The sequence below is a fragment of the Thioalkalivibrio sp. ALJ1 genome, from assembly GCF_000745395.1.
Lineage (GTDB): Bacteria > Pseudomonadota > Gammaproteobacteria > Ectothiorhodospirales > Ectothiorhodospiraceae > Thioalkalivibrio.
In genome coordinates, this window is record NZ_KN050684.1 from 1,022,362 (window position 1) to 1,040,960 (window position 18,599).

An 18,599-nucleotide genomic window follows, 5' to 3' on the forward strand; every position below is an offset into this window, starting at 1 on the left:
CTGATCACAGTCTTTGCCCCGTGTTAAGGGGGTCACAAAGGCCACGTTTGGGAGCCTTCATGAGCTGGATAGTCGATCTCGCCGATCTAACCATGAACGATGTCGCCCGGGTGGGTGGCAAGAACGCCTCCCTGGGCGAGCTGCTGGGCCAGCTAGGTGCCGCCGGGGTGCGCGTGCCAGGTGGTTTTGCCACGACCGCGGATGCCTATCGCGCCTTGCTGGCCAAGGACGGACTGGATGCTCAGATCAAGGACCGCCTGGCCGATCTCGACACTGATGATATTGAGGCCCTGCGCGCGGCGGGCCGCGAGGTGCGCGAATGGATCGAACAGGCCGAGTTGCCTCCCGAGCTGGAGCAGGCGGTGCGCGAGCATTACGCGCAACTGGGGGAGGATGTACCGGTGGCCGTGCGCTCCTCGGCGACGGCCGAGGATCTGCCCGAGGCCTCGTTCGCTGGCCAGCAGGAAACCTTCCTTAATGTACGTGGTGCCGACGCGCTAATCCAGCGCCTGCGCGAGTGCTTTGCCAGCCTCTACAACGATCGGGCCATCGCCTATCGCGTACACAACGGCTTTGCCCACGACGAGGTAGCACTGTCGGCGGGCATCCAGCGCATGGTGCGCTCCGATGTCGGCGCCAGCGGTGTGATCTTTACGCTGGATACTGAGAGCGGCTTTCGCGATGCGGTGTTTATCACTGGCGCCTGGGGGCTGGGGGAGACCGTGGTGCAGGGTGCGGTCAATCCCGACGAGTACCAGGTCTACAAGCCGGCGCTGGCGGCCGGCAAGCGCGCCATTATCGGGCGCGCGCTAGGTGGCAAGGCCGTGCGTATGGTGCTTAGCGAGGAGGGGACGCGGACCGAGGACACCCCCGAAGATCTGCGCCACCGCTTCTGTTTGTCGGATGCCGATGCCGAGCAGCTGGGCCGTTATGCCGTGGCCATCGAGCTGCACTACGGCCGACCCATGGACATCGAGTGGGCGCAGGACGGCGAGACCGGCGAGCTGTTTATCGTACAGGCCCGCCCGGAGACGGTGGAGAGCCGGGTGGAACTGGGTGCGGGCGAGCGCTATGAGCTGGCCGCGCATGAGGCCGAGCCGATGGTCACGGGGCGCGCGATCGGCTCGCGTATTGGCGCCGGAATCGTGCGGGTGCTGGATTCACCGGACGCGATGCACACCATGGAAGAGGGCGACATCCTGGTTGCGGATATGACCGATCCCGACTGGGAGCCGGTGATGAAGCGCTCCGCCGCGATCGTGACCAATCGGGGCGGGCGTACCTGTCATGCGGCGATCATCGCCCGCGAGATGGGTATCCCCGCGGTGGTGGGCTGTGGCGATGCGACCGAGGTGCTCTCCGACGGCATGGAGGCGACCGTCTCCTGCGCGGAGGGCGATGACGGGCACGTCTACCCCGGCAAGCTGGAGTACACGATCAAAAAGACCGATATCGGTGAATTGCCCGATCTGCCGGTCAAGCTGATGCTGAACGTCGCCAACCCGGGGCGGGCCTACGCCTTCTCGCAGTTGCCGCATGCCGGGATCGGGCTGGCGCGGCTGGAGTTCATCATCAACGGTACCATCGGCGTGCACCCGCTGGCGCTGCTCGACTATGCCGAGGACCCGAACCGCTTCGACCCGGAGGTGCAGGAGCAGATCGCCGAGCGCCTGCGCGGCGTTGACGATGGCCCGTGCGAGTTCTTCGTGCGCAAGCTGTCCGAGGGCATCGCCACGCTGGCGGCAGCCTTTGCCCCGGAGCCGGTGATCGTGCGCCTGTCCGACTTCAAGTCCAATGAATATGCCCACCTGATCGGCGGCGCTGGCTACGAGCCGCAGGAAGAGAACCCGATGCTGGGCTTTCGCGGCGCCTCGCGCTATCGCTCGGAGACCTTCCGTCCGGCGTTCGCGATGGAATGCGAAGCCCTGCGCCGGGTACGCGACGCTATGGGGCTGGAAAACGTCCAGATCATGGTCCCTTTTGTGCGCACCCTCTCTGAAGCCGAGGATGTAATCCGGGTGCTGGGCGAGGAAGGGCTGCGTCGTGGCGAGAACGGGCTCAAGGTCGTGATGATGTGCGAGATCCCGTCCAATGCCCTGTTGGCGCCGCGCTTCCTGGAGCATTTCGACGGTTTCTCCATCGGCTCCAACGACCTGACTCAGCTGACGCTCGGGGTCGATCGCGACTCCGGGCTGGTGGCGGACTCCTTCGACGAGCGCAACGATGCAGTGAAGGCGCTGTTGAGCATGGCAATCCGCGCCGCGCGCAGGGCCGACAAGTATGTCGGGATCTGCGGCCAGGCCCCGTCCGACTATCCGGAGCTGGCGGTCTGGCTGATGAACGAGGGCATCGACTCGCTGTCGCTGAACCCCGATTCGTTACTGTCCACCTGGGAGCAACTGGGCAAGGTGGGGAAGGTGGGTGATGCCTGAAGCCCCCGTTCAGTGCCCACAGGTGTACCTGGTCTCGGACGGGACCGGGATTACCGCCGAGACCCTGGCGCGGTCGCTGTTTACCCAGTTCCCGGATGTCGACCCGGCCTGGCACCGCCTGCCCTTCGTGCAGACACCCGGCCGCCTGGCCAGTGTCTTTGCCCGCGCTCAAGACGGGCCGCAGCCGGCCCTGGTGGTGGCGACGCTGGCGAATGCCGACCTGCGTGCCGACCTGCGCCAGTCTCCGGTCCCTGTGATTGATGTCTTCGGCGAGCAGGTCGAGCGGCTGGAGGGTCTGCTGGGGGTGCCGTCGCAGTCCGTATCCGGGCGAGCCCACGGCATGGGCGATGTCAGCCGTTACGACCGCCGCATCGAGGCATTGAACTACACCCTGGCGCACGACGATGGCCTGGCGGTGCAGGACCTCTCGGTCGCCGATGTGGTCCTGCTGGGTGCCTCGCGCTCCGGCAAGACACCGACCAGTCTCTATCTGGCGATGAACTACGGGCTGTTCGCGGCCAACTACCCGCTGGTGCCGGAGGATCTGCGCCAGGGCGATATCCCGCACATGCCCGAGGGCCTGCGGGGTCTGGGCGGGCGACTGGTCGGGCTGACGATCACCCCGCAACGATTGGCGCAGATCCGCGAGGGCCGCCGCCCGGACAGCCGCTATGCCAGCCTGGCGCAATGCCGGGCCGAATGCGCGGCCATCCAGGAATTCCTCGATAGTTGGACGATTCCGCATCTGGATGTTACCGAGCTGTCCATCGAGGAGATCGCGACCCGGGTGCGTGACTGCCTGGGCAAGTCCTGAGGTTGACGGGGCAACTGCTGCAGTGGGCCCCTGCTTGGCTGGATACCGTGTAATCTCGCTTGGCATCCCGCCGGGCTTGCCGGAGAATGGGGGCGGTTGACCTGTCGCAAGGAGCCCGCATGGCCGCCGCCGGAACCGGACAAGAGATCGCCATTTTTCTCGTAAGTGTTGTCTTCGGGATCTACATCATCCTGTTGATCCTGAGGACGATTTTCGGCCTGGTAAGGGCCGATTACTACAACCCGATCTCGCAGACCATCGTCATGCTGACCGACCCGCCGCTGCGGGTGCTGCGACCGGTGATCCCGTCGCTGGGTCGTTTCGACCTAGCCGCTATCGTATTGATGGTGCTGCTCAAGTTCATCGAGGTGTGGCTACGGGTGATCATCCTCGGCGTGGACGTCGGGGTCGGGATCATCCTGGCCGCCGCGATCCGCGAATTGCTGACCACGGTGATCTGGGTCTTCATCATTGCCCTGATTGTCGAGGTGGTGATGAGCTGGATTCAGGCCGGGGGTGGTGCTGCTAACAATCCCATCATGCGTCTGGCGGGTGCGGTGAACCGGCCCATCCTCGGTCCGCTGCGGCGTGCTCTGCCAAATACCGGTGCAATTGATTTTTCACCGATGATCGCGTTGGTTGGCCTCTATATCCTGCTGATTGTCGTCCGATCTTTCTGATCTGGATCAAGGTGCTTGCCGATCATCCGCTGCGTACCCCGTTTCATTGCAGGCAAAACGGGCTAGACTCGAAGACAGGGGCTCTGGCGGCAATACCGCCGCGGGGTCTCGGTTGTCCAACAAGGCAAAGGAGTCATCCATGGCAAGAGTGCATCGGGTCATTACCGGCTTTCTCGTCGCTTTGGCGGCGGTTGCTCTCGGCACCTCGATCGCATCCGCCAACGAGGCGGAGTTTGACAATTACGTCGTCCACTACAACGTGATCAACACGACGTTCCTGTCCCCGGAAGTGGCGCGCGCTTATGACGTTCGCCGTAGTTCCAACCGGGCCATGATCAATATCAGCGTGATGGAGCGTGGCGATAATGGCCTGGAGGCGGTGGCGGCCGATGTGACCGGTTCTGCCACCAATATGAACGATCAGATGCGCAGCCTGCGTTTCCGCGAGATCCAGGACGGCGACGCCATCTATTTCCTCTCCGAGGTTACGGTGCGTAGCGGCGAGACGCTCGACTTCGCGATCGACATCACCCCGGCGGGCAGCGAGCGGGAACTGCCGATTCGCTTCTCTCGCGATTTCTTCGCGGACTAGGAAACACCGATCTAATCGCCACAACAGCATGCCCTACCGACGCCCCGGTCGCAGCCGGTCGGGGCGTCACATCACCAGTTTCAGCAGCATCCAGACCCCGTACAGCGCGACTGCACCGCCGGCAAGGCGGCGCACCCAGGGGCGTCGCACGAAGGCCGCCAGACGCGCGGCGAATACCCCCATCAAGAGCAGATTGGGCAGCGTTCCCAGGGCAAAGGCGCCCATCAGGGCTGCCCCTTCCAGTGCCCCGCCGGCACTGAGTGACCAGGCCAGCACGCTGTACACCAGCCCGCAGGGCAGCCAGCCCCAGAGCCCGCCGACTAGCAGGGCCTGACCGGGGTGTTGTACAGGCAGAAAGCGCCGACCCAGGGGTTCGACCCGTCTCCAGAGTAGCCCGCCGGCCTGCTCCAGCCGCGCCAGGACCGACCACCAGCCCGCCAGGTACAGCCCCAACAGAATCAGGAAAAGCGCTGCGATGCCTTGCAGGATCGCCTGCCCCGCCGGGAGCCCGCCCAGGAGGGTCGCCCCCAGCCAGCCGGCCAGCGCACCGGCGATCACGTAGCTCGTCATGCGCCCAATGTTGTAGGCCAGCAGCAGGTTCAGTCCCGGACCGCGGCGACCGTGGCCCATGGAGATTGCTCCGACGATGCCGCCGCACATCCCCAGGCAGTGCACGCCGCCGAGGATGCCGACGGCCAGCGCGGCCAGCAAGGTGCCTGGATCACCCATCAGCGCCCGCCCCGATCAGTCCGGATCGGCCGCATCGCCCAGGACTTCGTGTTTGGTGCGAATGAAGGTCGCGTGCGGGACGTAGAGCAGGTCTGCGAGGTGACGGATCACGGCCTCCTGGCGCTTGTGCAGATCATGATTGGCCCAGGCCGCCCGCCACAGGGCGCGCATGATGTCAGCCTTCTGCTCCGCATCGAACGCGTCATTCACCTCGCGCACCATCGGATGAATCGAGATGAGTTCATCGCTTTCCTCCTGGGCAATCTCCAACATGGCGTCGGCGGTATCGCTATCCAGGTGGAACAGTTCGATCAGGCTAGCGCGCACGGATTCCAGTTCCTGCGGGTGGAGCTGAAAGTCCGCGCGGCAGACCTCCATGATCAGGGCGGCCGCGGCGCGCTGCAGGCGATCCTCTGGACGGCCTTCGACGGCGTCGCTGCGTTCCGCGCCCAGCAGGCGTTGCCAGTGGCTGCGTAGTTGTTCGATCAAGTGGCTGTCTCCGTGGTGCGTTGCTGTGTATGGTGCCCGAATGGAAACCGGCCGGTCCGAAACCCGCGATCTGCTTCTGCTCTCCGGTGGCATCGAGAGCAGCGCACTGCTGGCCCAGCGGCATGCCGCTGGCGACCCTCTGCGGGCCGTCTGGGTGGATTACGGTCAACGCAATGCCGAGCGCGAATGGGCCGCCGTCGAGCACCTGGCCGCGGCCTATGGCTGTACCCCGATCCCGCTGGACCTGCAGTCGTTGCGCGCGGCTTTTACCCGACGTAACGACTGGGTCGGTCATGTGCCGCTGCCCCAGCGCAATCTGCTGGTTCTGGCATTGGCCATCAACCTCGCCGAGCATCACGGTGATCGCCGCATCCTGCTGGCGCTGAACCGCGAAGACCAGGGGCATGGGCCGGGCTCGCAGCTGGGGTTCGTGCAGCAGGTGTCGGTATTGGCCGCAACACTGGTGCCCGGCCTGCAGGTGGAGGCCCCCCTGATCGACCAGTCCAAGGCCGAGATTATCGCGGCCACTGACCCGCTGGGGCTCGATTGGCGCCTCACCTGGAGCTGCCTTCTGGCACAATCGCGCCAATGCGGGCGGTGTCCGCAGTGCCAGGCCCGCCGTGCGGCATTCGCGGCCGCCGGCATCCCCGATCCGACTGACTACCGTGAACTGCCCCGATGACCGATACCACCGTTCCCAAGCACGTCACCGAACGCCTGGAGATTGCCATCCTCACCGGCGAGACCCTGCAGTTGAATTGGGCCGAACCGGATTCCAGCCAAGCGTGGTGGGGCAAGGTGACGCCGCGCGAGGTGCGCGAGGCCGATGGCTATGCCTGGCTGGACGGCGAGTGCGAGGGGCGGCCGGTACAGATCCGCCTGGATTGCATTCGCAACCTGCCGACACCGGTCAAGTAGTCGGCGTGCCACCTAGGGAGACGCTGATTGAATCGCGCGTCCGCGCTCGAGTCGCTTTTGCGTGCGAACAAGGCGCGGTGACAGCCGTGCAGTCATTCTGCACAAGGGAGCCGCAACGCCGTTCGCGCGCCCGTTTTTGATCAACAACGGGCGGCCGAGCTGCTGCTTTCAATAGCTTGTGGGGTTGGTGCCCCCCCGATTCTGAATGAATATGGCCCGATCCTGCGTTGCGCGCCGAACCCATCAGAAACGGGCGGGTAGAACCACTACCCGCTGCACGACGCACCTTGTCTCGGAACGCTTTGTCTCGAATAACTGGGGGGGCACCAACGCGGACGTGCGATTCAATCAGCGTCTCCCTTGGGTATTGGCAGAGGTGGCGGGGCCGGGCAGCAGGTCCGCGAGCGACTCCAGCAGTTCGAATTCCTCGGAGTGCATGGGGTCGCCCTGTTCGTCCGGGTAGCGCATCCCCCGCAATTCGGCCAGCCCCGCGCCCGCGGCGCTGGCCAGTGCCAGAAGATTGTCGTCGACCAGCAGGGTGCGTTCCGGGTCATACGGGGCGACCCCCTGCAGGCGCTCCCAGAACGACGTGTCCTCCTTGGCGCAATCGAGGTCGTGCGCGGAGACGATCTGATCCAGGCGGTCGCCGATTCGGGTCAGCCGATGCTTGAATTCATAGACCTGCGGATGAGCATTGGTCACCAGCACCCGTTGGCGACCGGCCTGTTTCAGGGCGCTCAGAACCTCTTCGGCATGCGGCTTCACCGTGATGTGGTGAGCCAGGTGCCGTTTGAGACCGAGGATGTCCAGGCCGGTAAAACGAGTCCAATGGTCGACGCAGTACCACTCCAGCTTGCCGCGAACCCGCTGCATCTCGTCTTCCAGGCGGCGGCGGGCGCACTCCGGATCGTCCGGTTGGCAACGGACGTATTCCTGCGGGATCAGCTCGCGCCAGAAGCGATTGTCGAAGTGCAGATCGAGCAGCGTGCCATCCATGTCGAACAGCACGGTGTCGATTCGGCTCCAGTCGACCAGGGTCGAGGGTGCGCGGTGTGGCGGATTTTTTTGGGGGTTTTGACGGTCCACAACAGATGGCAACTTAAAAGAGGGTGAATACGATGGAATCCATGGTACCCCAATCCCGGTTCCGGGCGGCCCCGCTGCTTGCGGCGCTATTGTCTCTGCCTTTGGTGGCCCAGGGGATGGACCCAAGCGACCCTGACTATGACCCGCTGGAAGATGACAGCCTATGGGGCGAGACGGTCTCCCCGGAAGATACCCAGACCACTAGCCCCGAGCTTAAATTCCTGCTCGAAGAGCCCGATCGCATTCCTCATCACCACCAGAACCAGATTCGGATAACGCAGTCCTCGCTGGAGGATGGCTGGGCCGATCTGCGCCAGTGTCACAACGATGTGGCGGCCATTCGGCGCATGGTCATTGTGTACAATGAGGAGAAGATCGATGAGCTTCAGGTCGAATCCACCCGCAACATCGAATCGGCGCGCGCTGAAGGCGACCGCGTTGACCTGCGCGGTGTGGAAAGTGATGCCGAGGTCTGTGTGACCGCGCGCATGAAGATCGTCGAGCACGAGGGCGATGGCGTCTACCGGTTGGAGAACGGGCCGTTCGTGCGGCGCTTCCTGGATGGCTATTTCCCGATGCGCGTAACCATGGCGGTGAGCTGGGGTGATCTTGATTTGCGCCTTGAGGAGACCCAGCCCGAGGAGCAGGACGGCTTCGATGTGGTGGCCTCCGATCATGGCTTCGTGTTCGACACCCTGTTCGAGGGTGAACTGCGAACCCTGGTGCGCTTGCGCAATAGCCATTAATCAAGCGGTCCCTACACCACGCCCGGAGGCGGCATGAGTCGAGACAAGCCGGATGTCCAGGGACAGCGCACGGTCGCCAGTAGTCGCCTGTTCGAAGTGGAGGAGCTGGACCTCGAGTTCAGCAACGGGGCACGTACCTGCTTCGAGCGGCTGGTCAGTCGTGGCCACGGGGCGGTGATCATCGCACCGGTGCAGGCCGATCGCACCGTCCTGCTGATCCGTGAATACGCCGCCGGCACCCACCGCTACGAACTCGGTTTGCCCAAGGGGCGAATGGAGGCTGGTGAGGACATCCTGGCCGCCGCCAACCGCGAAATCATGGAGGAGGTGGGGCATGCGGGCCATCGTTTGACCCATCTGGGGGCGTTGACCGTGGCGCCTGGTTACATGGCCCATCAGACCCATCTGGTACTGGCGGAGGACCTCTATCCGCAGGCCGCCGAAGGCGACGAGCCGGAGACCATCGAGGTGGTGCCCTGGTCACTGGACCGACTCACCGAGCTGGTGGCCCGCGAAGACCTGACCGAGGCGCGTTCCATCGCCGCGTTGTATATGGTTCGCGACTACCTCGACGCCTGAGGAAAATACTGCCAAGCTACCAGTCCGTATTCGGGAGAACGGGAGTTTCCCCATGCATGCTCCGCCGAAGGACGCGGCTCTCACCGCCCTTATGCACGAGGTCTCGGCCCTGGCGGCCGAGGCCGGTCATGCCATCCTCGAAACCTACGAGACCCGTTTTGCGGTGACCGAGAAGGCGGATCATTCGCCGCTCACCGAGGCCGACTTGGCGGCCCATCGCATCCTCAGCAAAGGATTGGCCGACATCGATCCCGACTGGCCGGTGCTTTCGGAAGAGGGTCAGGATATCCCCTACGAACGTCGCCGCCAGTGGCATACCTACTGGCTCATTGATCCCCTGGATGGCACCCGCGAGTTCGTGAAGCGCAACGGCGAGTTCACCGTGAATGTGGCACTGATCCACAATCACGAGCCGGTGCTGGGGGTGGTCTGGTGCCCGGTGCTGCAGCGTCTTTATGCCGGCCACCATGATGGCCAGGCGATCCGTCGCGACGAAGACCAGGCCCCGCGTGAGATCTCGGTGGCGCATGAGCGTATGGGCACCGATCACCCGATGGTGGCGGGCAGCCGATCGCACGGCGCGGAACGCCTGAAGCTCGCGCTAGGCCGCTTGGGCCCGCACGAACTGGTCAGCATGGGTAGCTCGCTGAAGCTGTGCCTGGTGGCCGAAGGCGCTGCCGACATCTATCCGCGCCTGGGACCCACCAGTGAGTGGGATACCGCTGCCGCGCATGCGGTCGTGCGGGCCGCAGGCGGACGGGTGACGGATCTCAACGGCCAGGAATTGCGCTACAACACGCGCGAAAGCCTGTTGAACCCCGAATTCCTGGTCTGCGCCGGGAACCCCGAAGGCTGGTTGCGCCGTCTGGGCCTGCCGGACGACTGACCGCTCGGCGCCGCGTCAGGCGGCGCCGTTGGTGCGTGACGGGGCCACCGGTTCCGGGGTGATGTCCCAGATCTGGTTGGCGTGGTCGCGCACCGTGCGATCGATCGAGAAAAACCCCATGCGCGCGACATTCAGAATAGCGGCCTCCGCCCATGCGGCGCGGTCGGCATACAGGGCATCCGCGCGATCACAGGCCTCGGCGTAGGCCGCATAGTCGGCGATCACGAAGAACGGATCTTCCTGGCGCAGGTAGCGTCCGAGGTCACCATGGGTGGCTGGGTCGTTACAGGTAAAGAAGCCCGTTTCGATCATTTCTACTGCGGCGGCCAGGTTGGGCTGCTGCGCCAGGATGGCTTCGGGGCTGGGACCGCTGCGGCGATGCTCGACGACCTCGTCGGCAGTCATGCCGAAGATGAAGATGGATTCCTCGCCGACCGCATCGCGGATCTCGATATTGGCGCCGTCTAGCGTGCCGATGGTCAGGGCCCCGTTCAGCGCCAGCTTCATGTTGCCGGTGCCGGAGGCCTCGAAGCCGGCCGTCGAGATCTGTTCGGAGATATCCGCCGCCGGGATGATGATGCTGGCGGAGCTGACCTCGTAGTTGGGGAAGAATACGCATTTCAGACGATCGCCCACGGCCGGGTCATTGTTCACGATGTCCGCGACTTCGTTGATTATCTGGATAATGCCCTTGGCACGGGCATAGCCCGGTGCGGCCTTGCCGCCGAACAGGACGACCCGCGGCGGGATGTCCTCGCCGGCACGTATACGCCGGTAGAGATCCACCACGTGCAGGAGTTTTAGCAGCTGCCGCTTGTACTCGTGGATGCGCTTGATCTGTACGTCGAACATCACGTCCGGGTTCAGTTCCACACCAGTGCGTTCGCGGACCAGGTCTGCCAGGCGCTGTTTGTTGGCGCGCTTCACGTCCATGAAGGCCTTCTGCAGGTCGGCGTCGTGGGCGTAGGGTTCCAGCGCGCGCAGGCGGTCCAGGTCGTATTGCCAGTCGTTGCCGATGCGCTGGCTCAGCAGCTCGGTGAGCGCAGGGTTGGACTGGATCATCCACAGGCGTGGGGTCACGCCATTGGTCACGTTGACGAAGCGCTCCGGCCAGAGGCTGTAGAAGTCCTCGAACAGGGTCTCCTGTAGTAGCTGGGTATGCAGGGCTGCGACGCCGTTGACGCGGTGCGAGCCCACCACGGCCAGGTGCGCCATGCGCACGCGGCGACCGTTTCCCTCGTCGATGATGGACAGCCGCGCCAGGCGCTCGGTGTCGCCGGGATAACGGTGGCGTACCTCTTCCAGGAAGTCATGGTTGATCTGGTAGATGATCCCCATGTGGCGTGGCAGTACGCGTTCCATCAGCTCGACCGGCCAGGTTTCCAGGGCCTCGGGCATCAGGGTGTGGTTGGTATAGGCGAAGGTGTGCCGGGTCAGATCCCAGGCTCGTTCCCAGGATAGTTCGTGGCAGTCCATCAACAGTCGCATGAATTCCGCCACGGCGATCGCCGGGTGGGTGTCATTCAGCTGGATCGCGACTTTGTCGGGTAGTGCGTCCAGGTCATAGCCCAACGCCAGATGGCGATCCATGATGTCCTGCAGCGAGGCGGAGACGAAGAAGTACTCCTGCTTCAGCCGCAGTTCCTTGCCGATCGCGGTGGCATCGTTGGGGTACAGGACCATGGAGATCGTCTCGGACTCGGCCTTGTCCGCCACGGCGCGGATGTAGTCGCCTTCGTTGAAGTAGCGCAGGTCGAAGTCGCGGGTGGCCTTGGCCGCCCACAGGCGCAGATTGTTCACGTTTCGCCGCCCATAGCCCGCGGTGGGGTAGTCGTAGGCCATCGCCATGACTTCCTCGCCGTCCTCCCAGGTGTAACGAGTCTCGCCATTGGGGTGATGGTGTTCGACCACGTAGCCGTAGAAATGAATCGTGTATTTGCGATCCGAGCGCGGAAATTCCCACGGGTTGCCGTAACGTAACCAGTTGTCCGGGTGTTCCACTTGCTGATAAGGCTCGAACTGCTGGCGGAACATGCCGAACTCGTAACGGATGCCGTAGCCATAGCCGGGGTAACCCTGGGTCGCCAGCGATTCGAGGATGCAGGCGGCCAGACGTCCGAGGCCGCCGTTGCCGAGGGCCGCGTCGTCTTCCAGGTCGAGAATGGTGTCGAGGTCCACGCCGAGGTCGGCCATCGCCTGGCGGGCGGGCTCGAGGATGCCCATGTTGCGCAGGTTGGCCTCGAGCATGCGCCCGATCAGGTATTCCATCGACAGGTAGTAGACGCGCTTGACGTCCTCGTCGGCGAACTGGCGGCGGGTCAGCAGACGGCGTTCCACCATGCGTTCGCGGATGGCGAAGGCCAGGGCCTCCATCCAGTCGCGCTCGGTGGCCTGGCGCGGGTCTTCGCCGACCACGCGGACCACGGCATCGCGGATCGATTGCCGCAGGCCCTCCACATCGTTAGGGAGGTTGGGCAGGTGCGTGACTTCGGGGGCGGCCATCGGGCGGATCTCCAAAAAGGGGTAGACGCGCCGCGGTCCGGGTTTATCCCTCCCGGGCGACGGCGCGATAGCCGATATCTGTTCGGCAGTATATATCGTCGAAATGAATCTGTTGCACGGCCGCATAGGCCTTTTTTTGTGCGGCCTTCACGTCCCCGCCAAGGCCGACAACGCACAGCACGCGGCCCCCGGCGGTGACTACCTGGCCGTCCGCATTGATCGCGGTGCCCGCATGGAAGACGCAGGCATCGGGATCACCCGTCACCGCGTTCAGGCCGGTGATCGGGTCGCCCTTGCGGTAGGCGCCCGGGTAACCCCCCGCGGCCAGGACCACGCCCAGGGCCACACGCGGATCCCAGCAGGCCTCTACCTGGTCCAGGCGGCCGTCCAGCGCGGCCTTGATCAGTTCGCTCAGGTCCGATTCCAGCCGGCTCAAGATTGGCTGGGTTTCGGGGTCGCCGAAGCGGCAGTTGAACTCCAAAACCTTCGGGTTGCCCGCAGCGTCGATCATTACGCCGGCATACAGAAAGCCGGTGTAGCGTTCACCGTCTGCGGCCATTCCCTGCACGGTCGGTTCGATCACTTCGTGCAGGATGCGCTCATGCAGGGCATCTGTCACCACCGGCGCGGGTGAATACGCACCCATACCCCCGGTGTTCGGGCCCTGGTCCCCGTTGTCGCGGGCCTTGTGATCCTGCGAGGAGGCCAGCGGCAGCACATGCTCGCCGTCAACCATACAGATGAAACTGGCCTCCTCTCCGGTCAGGAACTCCTCGATGACCACTCGGTGTCCCGCTTCGCCAAAGGCGTTGCCGCCCAGCATGTCGTGGACGGCCGCACGCGCCTCGTCCTCGGTCTGCGCCAGGATCACGCCCTTGCCGGCGGCCAGGCCATCGGCCTTGACCACGATGGGCGCACCGTGGGCAGCGATGAAATCCAACGCAGCTTGCTCGTCCTCGAAGCTGCCATAGGCGGCGGTGGGGATGCCGTGGCGCTGCATGAAATCCTTGGCGAAGGATTTCGAACCCTCCAGCTGCGCCGCCTTTGCCGTGGGGCCGAAACAGCGCCGGCCTGCCGCGCGAAAGGCGTCCACCACTCCGGCGACCAGTGGGGCCTCAGGGCCGACCACGGTCAAGGCGACGGCCTCGCGTTCGGCCAGGGTCAGCAGCGCGTCGATGTCGGTCACGCTGACGTCGACGTTCTCGCACTTGGCCTCGCGTGCGGTACCCGCGTTGCCGGGGGCGACCAGGACCCGTTCGACGCGCGGAGACTGCGCCAGCTTCCAGGCCAGCGCGTGCTCGCGCCCGCCGTTGCCGATTACCAGTACGTTCATGATGGGGTCCGGGTCAGGGAGACACTGGTCAATGCACACGTTCGCGCTCGAGTCGCTTTTGCGTGCGAACAAGGCGCGGTGACTGCCGTGCAGTCACTCTGCACAAGGGAGCCGCAACGCAGTGCGCGCGCCCGTTTTTCATAACAACGGGCGGCCGAGCCCCTCCGGGGTTGGCACCCCAGGTTCCCCGATCCTGCGTTGCGTCGTTTGTGGGTAGACCCGTTACCCACTGCGCGAGGCGCCTGGTCCCCCAAAACCTGGGGTGTCAACGCGAACGTGTGCATTGATCAGTGTCTCCCTGTTAGTGGCGGAAGTGGCGCATGCCGGTGAATAGCATGGCGATATCGTGCTCGTTGGCGGCGTCGATCACCTCCTGGTCGCGCATCGAGCCCCCAGGCTGGATCACCGCGGTGATACCGGCCTCGGCCGCGGCATCGATACCGTCGCGGAACGGGAAGAAGGCATCCGAGGCCATGACCGAGCCGGCCACTTGCAGGCCCTCGTCGGCGGCCTTGATGCCGGCGATGCGGGCGGAGTACACCCGGCTCATCTGGCCGGCCCCAACCCCGATGGTCTGCTCGTCGCGGACGTAGACGATGGCATTCGACTTCACGTACTTGCCGACCTGCCAGGCGAAGCAGAGATCCTTCATCTCCTGCTCCGAGGGCGCGCGGGCGGTGACGGTCTTCAGTTCCACATCGGCCAGGCTGCCGCGGTCGGCATCCTGGACCAGCAGTCCGCCGCCGATGCGCTTGTAGTCGAGCCCGGGGCCGACGCCGGCCGGCGGGATTTCAAGCGCACGCACGTTCTTCTTGGTCGCCAGGGCGCGCAGGGCACCGGTGGTGATCTCGGGGGCGATCACCACCTCCACGAACTGACGGCTGACAATCGCATGGGCGGTGTCCCCGTCCAGCGGGCGGTTGAAGGCGATTATGCCGCCAAAGGCAGAGGTCGGGTCAGTCTGGAAGGCGCGCTCGTAGGCCATTAGTTGGGTCGGCGCGACCGCCACGCCACAGGGGTTGGCGTGTTTGACGATCACGCAGGCCCCGGCCTCGAACTGGCGTACGCATTCCCAGGCGGCGTCGGCATCCGCCAGGTTGTTGTAGGAGAGCGACTTGCCCTGATGCTGGTGGTAGCTCGCCAGCGTGCCGGGCGTCGGCTGCGGATCGCGGTAGAACGCGGCCCGCTGGTGCGGATTTTCGCCATAGCGCAAGGTCTCGACGCGCTCGAACGTGGCGTTCAACTGCCCCGGGAAGGGGGCAGCCTCGCCATCTTCGTTCAACGCCGACAGGTAGTTGCTGATGGCGGCGTCGTAGCGCGCGACATGATCGAAGGCGGCGACCGCCAGGCGGAACCGCAGCGACTGCGGGACCTCGCCGTGATCGGCGATGGCGGCCGCGATGTCGCTGTACTGGTCCGGGCTGGTGGCGACGGCCACGTCACGATAGTTCTTGGCCGCGGCGCGTAGCATGGCAGGCCCGCCGATGTCGATGTTCTCGATCGCATCCTCGAGGCTGCAACCGGGGCGCGCCACGGTCGCCTCGAACGGATACAGATTGACCACGAGCAGGTCGATCGGTGGGATGTCCTGCTCGGCCATCACCGCCGAGTCGATGTCACGTCGACCCAGCAGCCCGCCATGGATGCGTGGGTGCAGGGTCTTGACCCGGCCGTCCATGATTTCGGGGAAGCCCGTGTGCGCGGAAACCTCAGTCACCGGAAGGTTGTTGTCGGCCAGCAGGCGGGCGGTGCCGCCGGTGGACAGGATCTCCACGCCACGGTCGTGCAGGGCGCGGGCGAGTTCCACGACGCCGGTCTTCTCGGAGACCGACAACAGGGCGCGCTGGATGGGTCGGCTGGGGGTCATTCGGGGCCTCGGGATCGCTGCAAAATGACCATTATATCGAAGCCGCAGGCCTGATGGACGAGCTCGTGAATGGAGGTTTGCAGGGGCCGGTATAGGGGCTCCGGACGGTCCCTCAACTTGTAATTTTTGCGCAAAACCTTCAGGGTATAAAAACGATTTCGGACACAACGCCCGCGTTCAGACGCAACGTGCGGCGCCGTAAGCGATCCCCGAGCCAGGCGGGATGGGCCCGCCAGACCACGGCTCGGCATCCGGGTAATGATGAGCCCTCTGGATGTACAGGATGAACCGGCCAGACCGGTGCCGGGTGCTGCGAACAACGCGCCCGTTGCATTGCTACCCGAACACCAGGCCTGGCCTGGGCGGATCGGGCGAATGGCGAGACCGCCGGAAGTTTCGGGGGTCGCGGTTGACTGCGTTTGAGGGGTGTTGTGCCGGCGGACCGGCTGCGGTGGGTCCGATCACGCTTAAAACTGCAGCAAAAGCCAAGAGGAACCAGCATGGCAGCGAACATCAAGAACGATCAGGATTTCGGCGACAAGCCGACCGAACGTCGCGATACCGAAAACTATCTCAACGAGTACACCACCGGCTTCGTCGACAAGTGGGACGACCTGATTGATTGGGATAACCGCGCCAAGAGCGAAGGCACCTTCTTCATTGAAGAACTGAAGAAGCGGGGCGCCAAGCGCGTGCTGGACGTGGCCGCTGGTACCGGTTTCCATTCCGTGCAGCTGCGCGAGGCCGGCTTCGACGTGGTGACCGCCGACGGCGCCCCCGAGATGCTGGTCAAGGCCTTCGAGAACGGCCGCAAGCGGGGGCACATCCTGCGCACCGTGCAGGCCGACTGGCGCATGCTGAACCGTGACATTTACGGTCGCTATGACGCCGTCGTCTGCCTCGGCAACTCGTTTACCCACCTGTTCAACGAACACGACCGCCGCAAGGCCCTGGCCGAGTTCTATTCCGCCCTGAACCACGATGGTGTGCTGATCCTCGATCAGCGTAACTACGACACCATCATGGACCACGGCTACTCGTCCAAGCACACCTATTACTACTGCGGCGACAACGTTCAGGTGCAGCCGGCCCACGTCGACGAAGGCCTGGCCCGCTTCCAGTACAAGTTCCCGGATGGCTCCGAGTACTTCCTGAACATGTTCCCGCTGCGCAAGGCCTACGTCCGTCGTCTGATGCGCGAGGTTGGCTTCCAGAAGATCGAGACCTACGGGGACTTCCAGGAGACCTATCGCGAAACCGACCCGGACTTCTTCATCCACGTGGCCGACAAGCGTTATATCGAGGGCGAGGAACGATGAGCGAGAACTACTCCGATGTAGTCGAGACCGCTCGCGACTACTACAACAGCGAGGACGCCGACACCTTCTACAAGATGGTGTGGGGTGGTGAAGACCTCCATATCGGGCTGTACGAGTACAAGGACGAGCCGATCGGCGACGCCAGCCGTCGCACGGTCGCCCACATGTCCGACCTGCTCGGCGAGCCGCAGCCGGAATGGCGCGTGCTCGACATGGGCGCCGGTTATGGTGGTGTGGCCCGCTACCTGGTCGAGAACTACGGCTGCGACGTCACCGCGCTCAATCTCTCCGAGAAGGAGAACGAGCGGGATCGCGAGATCAACAAGGCGCGCCACCTGGACCACAAGATCACCGTGGTCGACGGCAGCTTCGAGAAGGTCGACGAGCCGGACGCGTCCTATGACGTGGTTTGGTCCGAAGACTCGTTCCTGCATAGCGAGAACGAAAACAAGAAGAAGGTGATTCAGGAAGCCGCTCGTGTGTTGAAGCCGGGTGGCTGGCTGATCTTCACCGACCCGATGCAGACCGACGATTGCCCGGATGGCGTGCTGGACCCGATCCTGGCACGCATCCACCTGGATTCGCTGGCTAGCCCCGCGTTCTACCGTGAGGCCGCTAAGGCGGCGGGTCTGGAGGAAGTCAGCTTCGAAGAGCACTCCGGCCAGATCGCGACCCATTACGGCCGCGTGAAGCAGGAGCTCGAGTCCCGCGAGGACGAGTTGAAAAACTACATCTCGCAGGACTACATCGACCGCATGAAGCAGGGCCTGCAGCACTGGGTCGATGGCGGTAACTCGGGCTACCTCACTTGGGGCATCTTTCGTTTCCGCAAGCCGGCCCGCTAGGCCGATTGCGGAACTGACCGGGAGGGCGGTCCGCCGTCAGACGGGCAGCCGCTTCCAGACCCCACCCACGCGGCCTTCGAGTGGCTGGAAGCGGGTCTTGTATTCCATCTTCGGCGCCTGGTCGATCCAGTAGCCGAGGTAGACGTAGGGCAGACCCAGGCGGTGCGCATGGGCTACCTGGGTCAGGATTGCGAGGGTGCCCAAGCCGCGGCATGGCTGATCTGGATCGAAGAAGCTGTACATCGCCGATAGTGCCTGTGGGGTGCGGTCGGTGACGGCCACCGCGACCAATCGGTGGCCACGGCGAAATTCGATCAGATCGACGGGGCCGTTGCGGTGGGCCAGCATCCCTGCGTAATCCTCGCGCCCCATCTGTTCCATGCCCCCACCTGCGTGGCGGCTGGACAGGTAGTGCGAGAACAGCGGCATGTGCTCGTCGAGATCCGCGGCGGGTACATGTCCGGGCTGCTCCGGCGGCCGGCGGATGGCGACCGCGAGATCGTGGTTGCGATCCAGGCAGCGGCGCTGGCTCCGGTTCGGGCGAAAGCTCGCCACCGGGATGCGCACCGGCACGCACGCGGCGCAGTCGGGGCAGTGATGCCGATAGACAAATTGACCGCTACGGCGAAAGCCCTCGGCCAGTAGCTGGCCGAAGCGTTCGCCGCCCAGGCTGACCGCCGGGTCGACCAGCAGACTCTGCATCTCGCGGTCGTCCAGGTAGGGGCACGCCTGCGGAGCGGTGATGAACCAGCGGATCGGATGTTCCTGCATGGCGCCATCGT

18 protein-coding genes are annotated in these 18,599 nt (G+C 64.5%); 11 read left to right on the plus strand and 7 right to left on the minus strand.

Features of this window, described 5'->3' with window-relative positions; all coding sequences use genetic code 11:
- Nucleotides 1-59 precede the first annotated feature (59 nt).
- The 4 genes from ppsA to F462_RS07095 all read left to right on the plus strand — a co-directional run bounded on the left by ppsA (nucleotide 60) and on the right by F462_RS07095 (nucleotide 4,518).
- On the plus strand, nucleotides 60-2,432 hold the full coding sequence (ppsA, locus tag F462_RS07080; RefSeq protein WP_038052786.1) for a phosphoenolpyruvate synthase: 2,373 nt from the start codon (nucleotides 60-62) through the stop codon (nucleotides 2,430-2,432).
- A complete protein-coding gene (locus F462_RS07085) occupies nucleotides 2,425-3,246 on the plus strand; it encodes a pyruvate, water dikinase regulatory protein (RefSeq protein ID WP_038052788.1) in 822 nt (273 codons plus the stop codon). Before ppsA ends, F462_RS07085 begins: the two co-directional genes overlap by 8 nt.
- 119 nt (nucleotides 3,247-3,365) lie before the next feature.
- The gene (locus F462_RS07090; RefSeq protein ID WP_038052790.1) at nucleotides 3,366-3,926 is read left to right on the plus strand and encodes a YggT family protein; all 561 of its coding nucleotides are present in this window, start codon (nucleotides 3,366-3,368) and stop codon (nucleotides 3,924-3,926) included.
- 139 nt (nucleotides 3,927-4,065) lie between these two features.
- Complete coding sequence (locus tag F462_RS07095; RefSeq protein ID WP_038052792.1) at nucleotides 4,066-4,518, plus strand: DUF4426 domain-containing protein; 453 nt, start codon at nucleotides 4,066-4,068, stop codon at nucleotides 4,516-4,518.
- 66 nt (nucleotides 4,519-4,584) lie between these two features.
- Here the strand turns inward: F462_RS07095 and F462_RS07100 are convergent, their stop codons facing one another.
- Both F462_RS07100 and F462_RS07105 read right to left on the minus strand, forming a co-directional pair.
- Nucleotides 4,585-5,247 carry a sulfite exporter TauE/SafE family protein gene (locus F462_RS07100; RefSeq protein WP_038052794.1) on the minus strand — a complete coding sequence of 221 codons (663 nt, stop codon included), beginning with the start codon at nucleotides 5,245-5,247 and terminating at the stop codon, nucleotides 4,585-4,587.
- A gap of 15 nt (nucleotides 5,248-5,262) precedes the next feature.
- Nucleotides 5,263-5,736, minus strand: coding sequence for a tellurite resistance TerB family protein (locus tag F462_RS07105; protein WP_018874102.1), 474 nt, complete (start codon nucleotides 5,734-5,736; stop codon nucleotides 5,263-5,265).
- A gap of 40 nt (nucleotides 5,737-5,776) precedes the next feature.
- Here F462_RS07105 and F462_RS07110 point away from each other — a divergent pair, with 40 nt between their 5' ends.
- Nucleotides 5,777-6,418, plus strand: a complete 642-nt coding sequence (locus tag F462_RS07110; protein WP_038052796.1) for a 7-cyano-7-deazaguanine synthase — start codon at nucleotides 5,777-5,779, stop codon at nucleotides 6,416-6,418.
- Nucleotides 6,415-6,654: a hypothetical protein gene (locus F462_RS07115; RefSeq protein ID WP_038052798.1), complete on the plus strand. Its 240-nt coding sequence runs from the start codon at nucleotides 6,415-6,417 to the stop codon at nucleotides 6,652-6,654. The genes F462_RS07110 and F462_RS07115 overlap by 4 nt, the downstream gene beginning before the upstream one ends.
- 348 nt (nucleotides 6,655-7,002) lie before the next feature.
- Here the strand turns inward: F462_RS07115 and F462_RS07120 are convergent, their stop codons facing one another.
- On the minus strand, nucleotides 7,003-7,740 hold the full coding sequence (locus F462_RS07120; protein WP_081911429.1) for an HAD family hydrolase: 738 nt from the start codon (nucleotides 7,738-7,740) through the stop codon (nucleotides 7,003-7,005).
- Between the two features lie 41 nt (nucleotides 7,741-7,781).
- On the opposite strand from F462_RS07120, the gene F462_RS07125 reads away from it, so the two are divergent.
- Genes F462_RS07125 through cysQ form a run of 3 tightly spaced genes read left to right on the plus strand, consistent with a single transcriptional unit; the run spans nucleotide 7,782 to nucleotide 9,951 of the window.
- Nucleotides 7,782-8,486, plus strand: a complete 705-nt coding sequence (locus F462_RS07125) for a hypothetical protein (RefSeq protein ID WP_026280034.1) — start codon at nucleotides 7,782-7,784, stop codon at nucleotides 8,484-8,486.
- 33 nt (nucleotides 8,487-8,519) lie between these two features.
- A complete protein-coding gene (gene nudE, locus F462_RS07130) occupies nucleotides 8,520-9,065 on the plus strand; it encodes an ADP compounds hydrolase NudE (protein WP_038052800.1) in 546 nt (181 codons plus the stop codon).
- A 52-nt stretch (nucleotides 9,066-9,117) separates the two neighbouring features.
- Complete coding sequence (gene cysQ / locus F462_RS07135) at nucleotides 9,118-9,951, plus strand: 3'(2'),5'-bisphosphate nucleotidase CysQ (RefSeq protein ID WP_038052801.1); 834 nt, start codon at nucleotides 9,118-9,120, stop codon at nucleotides 9,949-9,951.
- 15 nt (nucleotides 9,952-9,966) lie between these two features.
- On the opposite strand, the gene F462_RS07140 is transcribed toward cysQ, so the two are convergent.
- The 3 genes from F462_RS07140 to purH form a co-directional block, all read right to left on the minus strand.
- The gene (locus F462_RS07140; RefSeq protein ID WP_038052802.1) at nucleotides 9,967-12,453 is read right to left on the minus strand and encodes a glycogen/starch/alpha-glucan phosphorylase; all 2,487 of its coding nucleotides are present in this window, start codon (nucleotides 12,451-12,453) and stop codon (nucleotides 9,967-9,969) included.
- 43 nt (nucleotides 12,454-12,496) lie between these two features.
- A complete protein-coding gene (gene purD / locus F462_RS07145; protein WP_038052803.1) occupies nucleotides 12,497-13,786 on the minus strand; it encodes a phosphoribosylamine--glycine ligase in 1,290 nt (429 codons plus the stop codon).
- Nucleotides 13,787-14,087: 301 nt separating this feature from the next.
- Nucleotides 14,088-15,653, minus strand: coding sequence for a bifunctional phosphoribosylaminoimidazolecarboxamide formyltransferase/IMP cyclohydrolase (gene purH / locus F462_RS07150; RefSeq protein ID WP_038052805.1), 1,566 nt, complete (start codon nucleotides 15,651-15,653; stop codon nucleotides 14,088-14,090).
- A 500-nt stretch (nucleotides 15,654-16,153) separates the two neighbouring features.
- Here purH and F462_RS07155 point away from each other — a divergent pair, with 500 nt between their 5' ends.
- Entirely contained in the window at nucleotides 16,154-16,972 is an 819-nt protein-coding gene (locus tag F462_RS07155) for a glycine/sarcosine N-methyltransferase (RefSeq protein WP_018141358.1), read from the plus strand.
- Nucleotides 16,969-17,817 carry a methyltransferase domain-containing protein gene (locus F462_RS07160; RefSeq protein ID WP_018141359.1) on the plus strand — a complete coding sequence of 283 codons (849 nt, stop codon included), beginning with the start codon at nucleotides 16,969-16,971 and terminating at the stop codon, nucleotides 17,815-17,817. The genes F462_RS07155 and F462_RS07160 overlap by 4 nt, the downstream gene beginning before the upstream one ends.
- A gap of 36 nt (nucleotides 17,818-17,853) precedes the next feature.
- Here F462_RS07160 and F462_RS07165 read toward each other — a convergent pair whose 3' ends face one another.
- A complete protein-coding gene (locus F462_RS07165) occupies nucleotides 17,854-18,588 on the minus strand; it encodes an arginyltransferase (RefSeq protein WP_018141360.1) in 735 nt (244 codons plus the stop codon).
- Nucleotides 18,589-18,599: the final 11 nt, after the last annotated feature.

Bases quoted from the DNA above. Each gene is read 5' to 3' on its own strand.
- ppsA (WP_038052786.1), top strand. From the start codon at position 60: ATGAGCTGGATAGTCGATCTCGCCGATCTAACCATGAACGATGTCGCC.
- F462_RS07085 (WP_038052788.1), top strand. From the start codon at position 2,425: ATGCCTGAAGCCCCCGTTCAGTGCCCACAGGTGTACCTGGTCTCGGAC.
- F462_RS07090 (WP_038052790.1), top strand. From the start codon at position 3,366: ATGGCCGCCGCCGGAACCGGACAAGAGATCGCCATTTTTCTCGTAAGT.
- F462_RS07095 (WP_038052792.1), top strand. From the start codon at position 4,066: ATGGCAAGAGTGCATCGGGTCATTACCGGCTTTCTCGTCGCTTTGGCG.
- F462_RS07100 (WP_038052794.1), bottom strand. From the start codon at position 5,247: ATGGGTGATCCAGGCACCTTGCTGGCCGCGCTGGCCGTCGGCATCCTC.
- F462_RS07110 (WP_038052796.1), top strand. From the start codon at position 5,777: ATGGAAACCGGCCGGTCCGAAACCCGCGATCTGCTTCTGCTCTCCGGT.
- F462_RS07115 (WP_038052798.1), top strand. From the start codon at position 6,415: ATGACCGATACCACCGTTCCCAAGCACGTCACCGAACGCCTGGAGATT.
- F462_RS07125 (WP_026280034.1), top strand. From the start codon at position 7,782: ATGGTACCCCAATCCCGGTTCCGGGCGGCCCCGCTGCTTGCGGCGCTA.
- nudE (WP_038052800.1), top strand. From the start codon at position 8,520: ATGAGTCGAGACAAGCCGGATGTCCAGGGACAGCGCACGGTCGCCAGT.
- cysQ (WP_038052801.1), top strand. From the start codon at position 9,118: ATGCATGCTCCGCCGAAGGACGCGGCTCTCACCGCCCTTATGCACGAG.
- F462_RS07140 (WP_038052802.1), bottom strand. From the start codon at position 12,453: ATGGCCGCCCCCGAAGTCACGCACCTGCCCAACCTCCCTAACGATGTG.
- purD (WP_038052803.1), bottom strand. From the start codon at position 13,786: ATGAACGTACTGGTAATCGGCAACGGCGGGCGCGAGCACGCGCTGGCC.
- purH (WP_038052805.1), bottom strand. From the start codon at position 15,653: ATGACCCCCAGCCGACCCATCCAGCGCGCCCTGTTGTCGGTCTCCGAG.
- F462_RS07155 (WP_018141358.1), top strand. From the start codon at position 16,154: ATGGCAGCGAACATCAAGAACGATCAGGATTTCGGCGACAAGCCGACC.
- F462_RS07160 (WP_018141359.1), top strand. From the start codon at position 16,969: ATGAGCGAGAACTACTCCGATGTAGTCGAGACCGCTCGCGACTACTAC.
- F462_RS07165 (WP_018141360.1), bottom strand. From the start codon at position 18,588: ATGCAGGAACATCCGATCCGCTGGTTCATCACCGCTCCGCAGGCGTGC.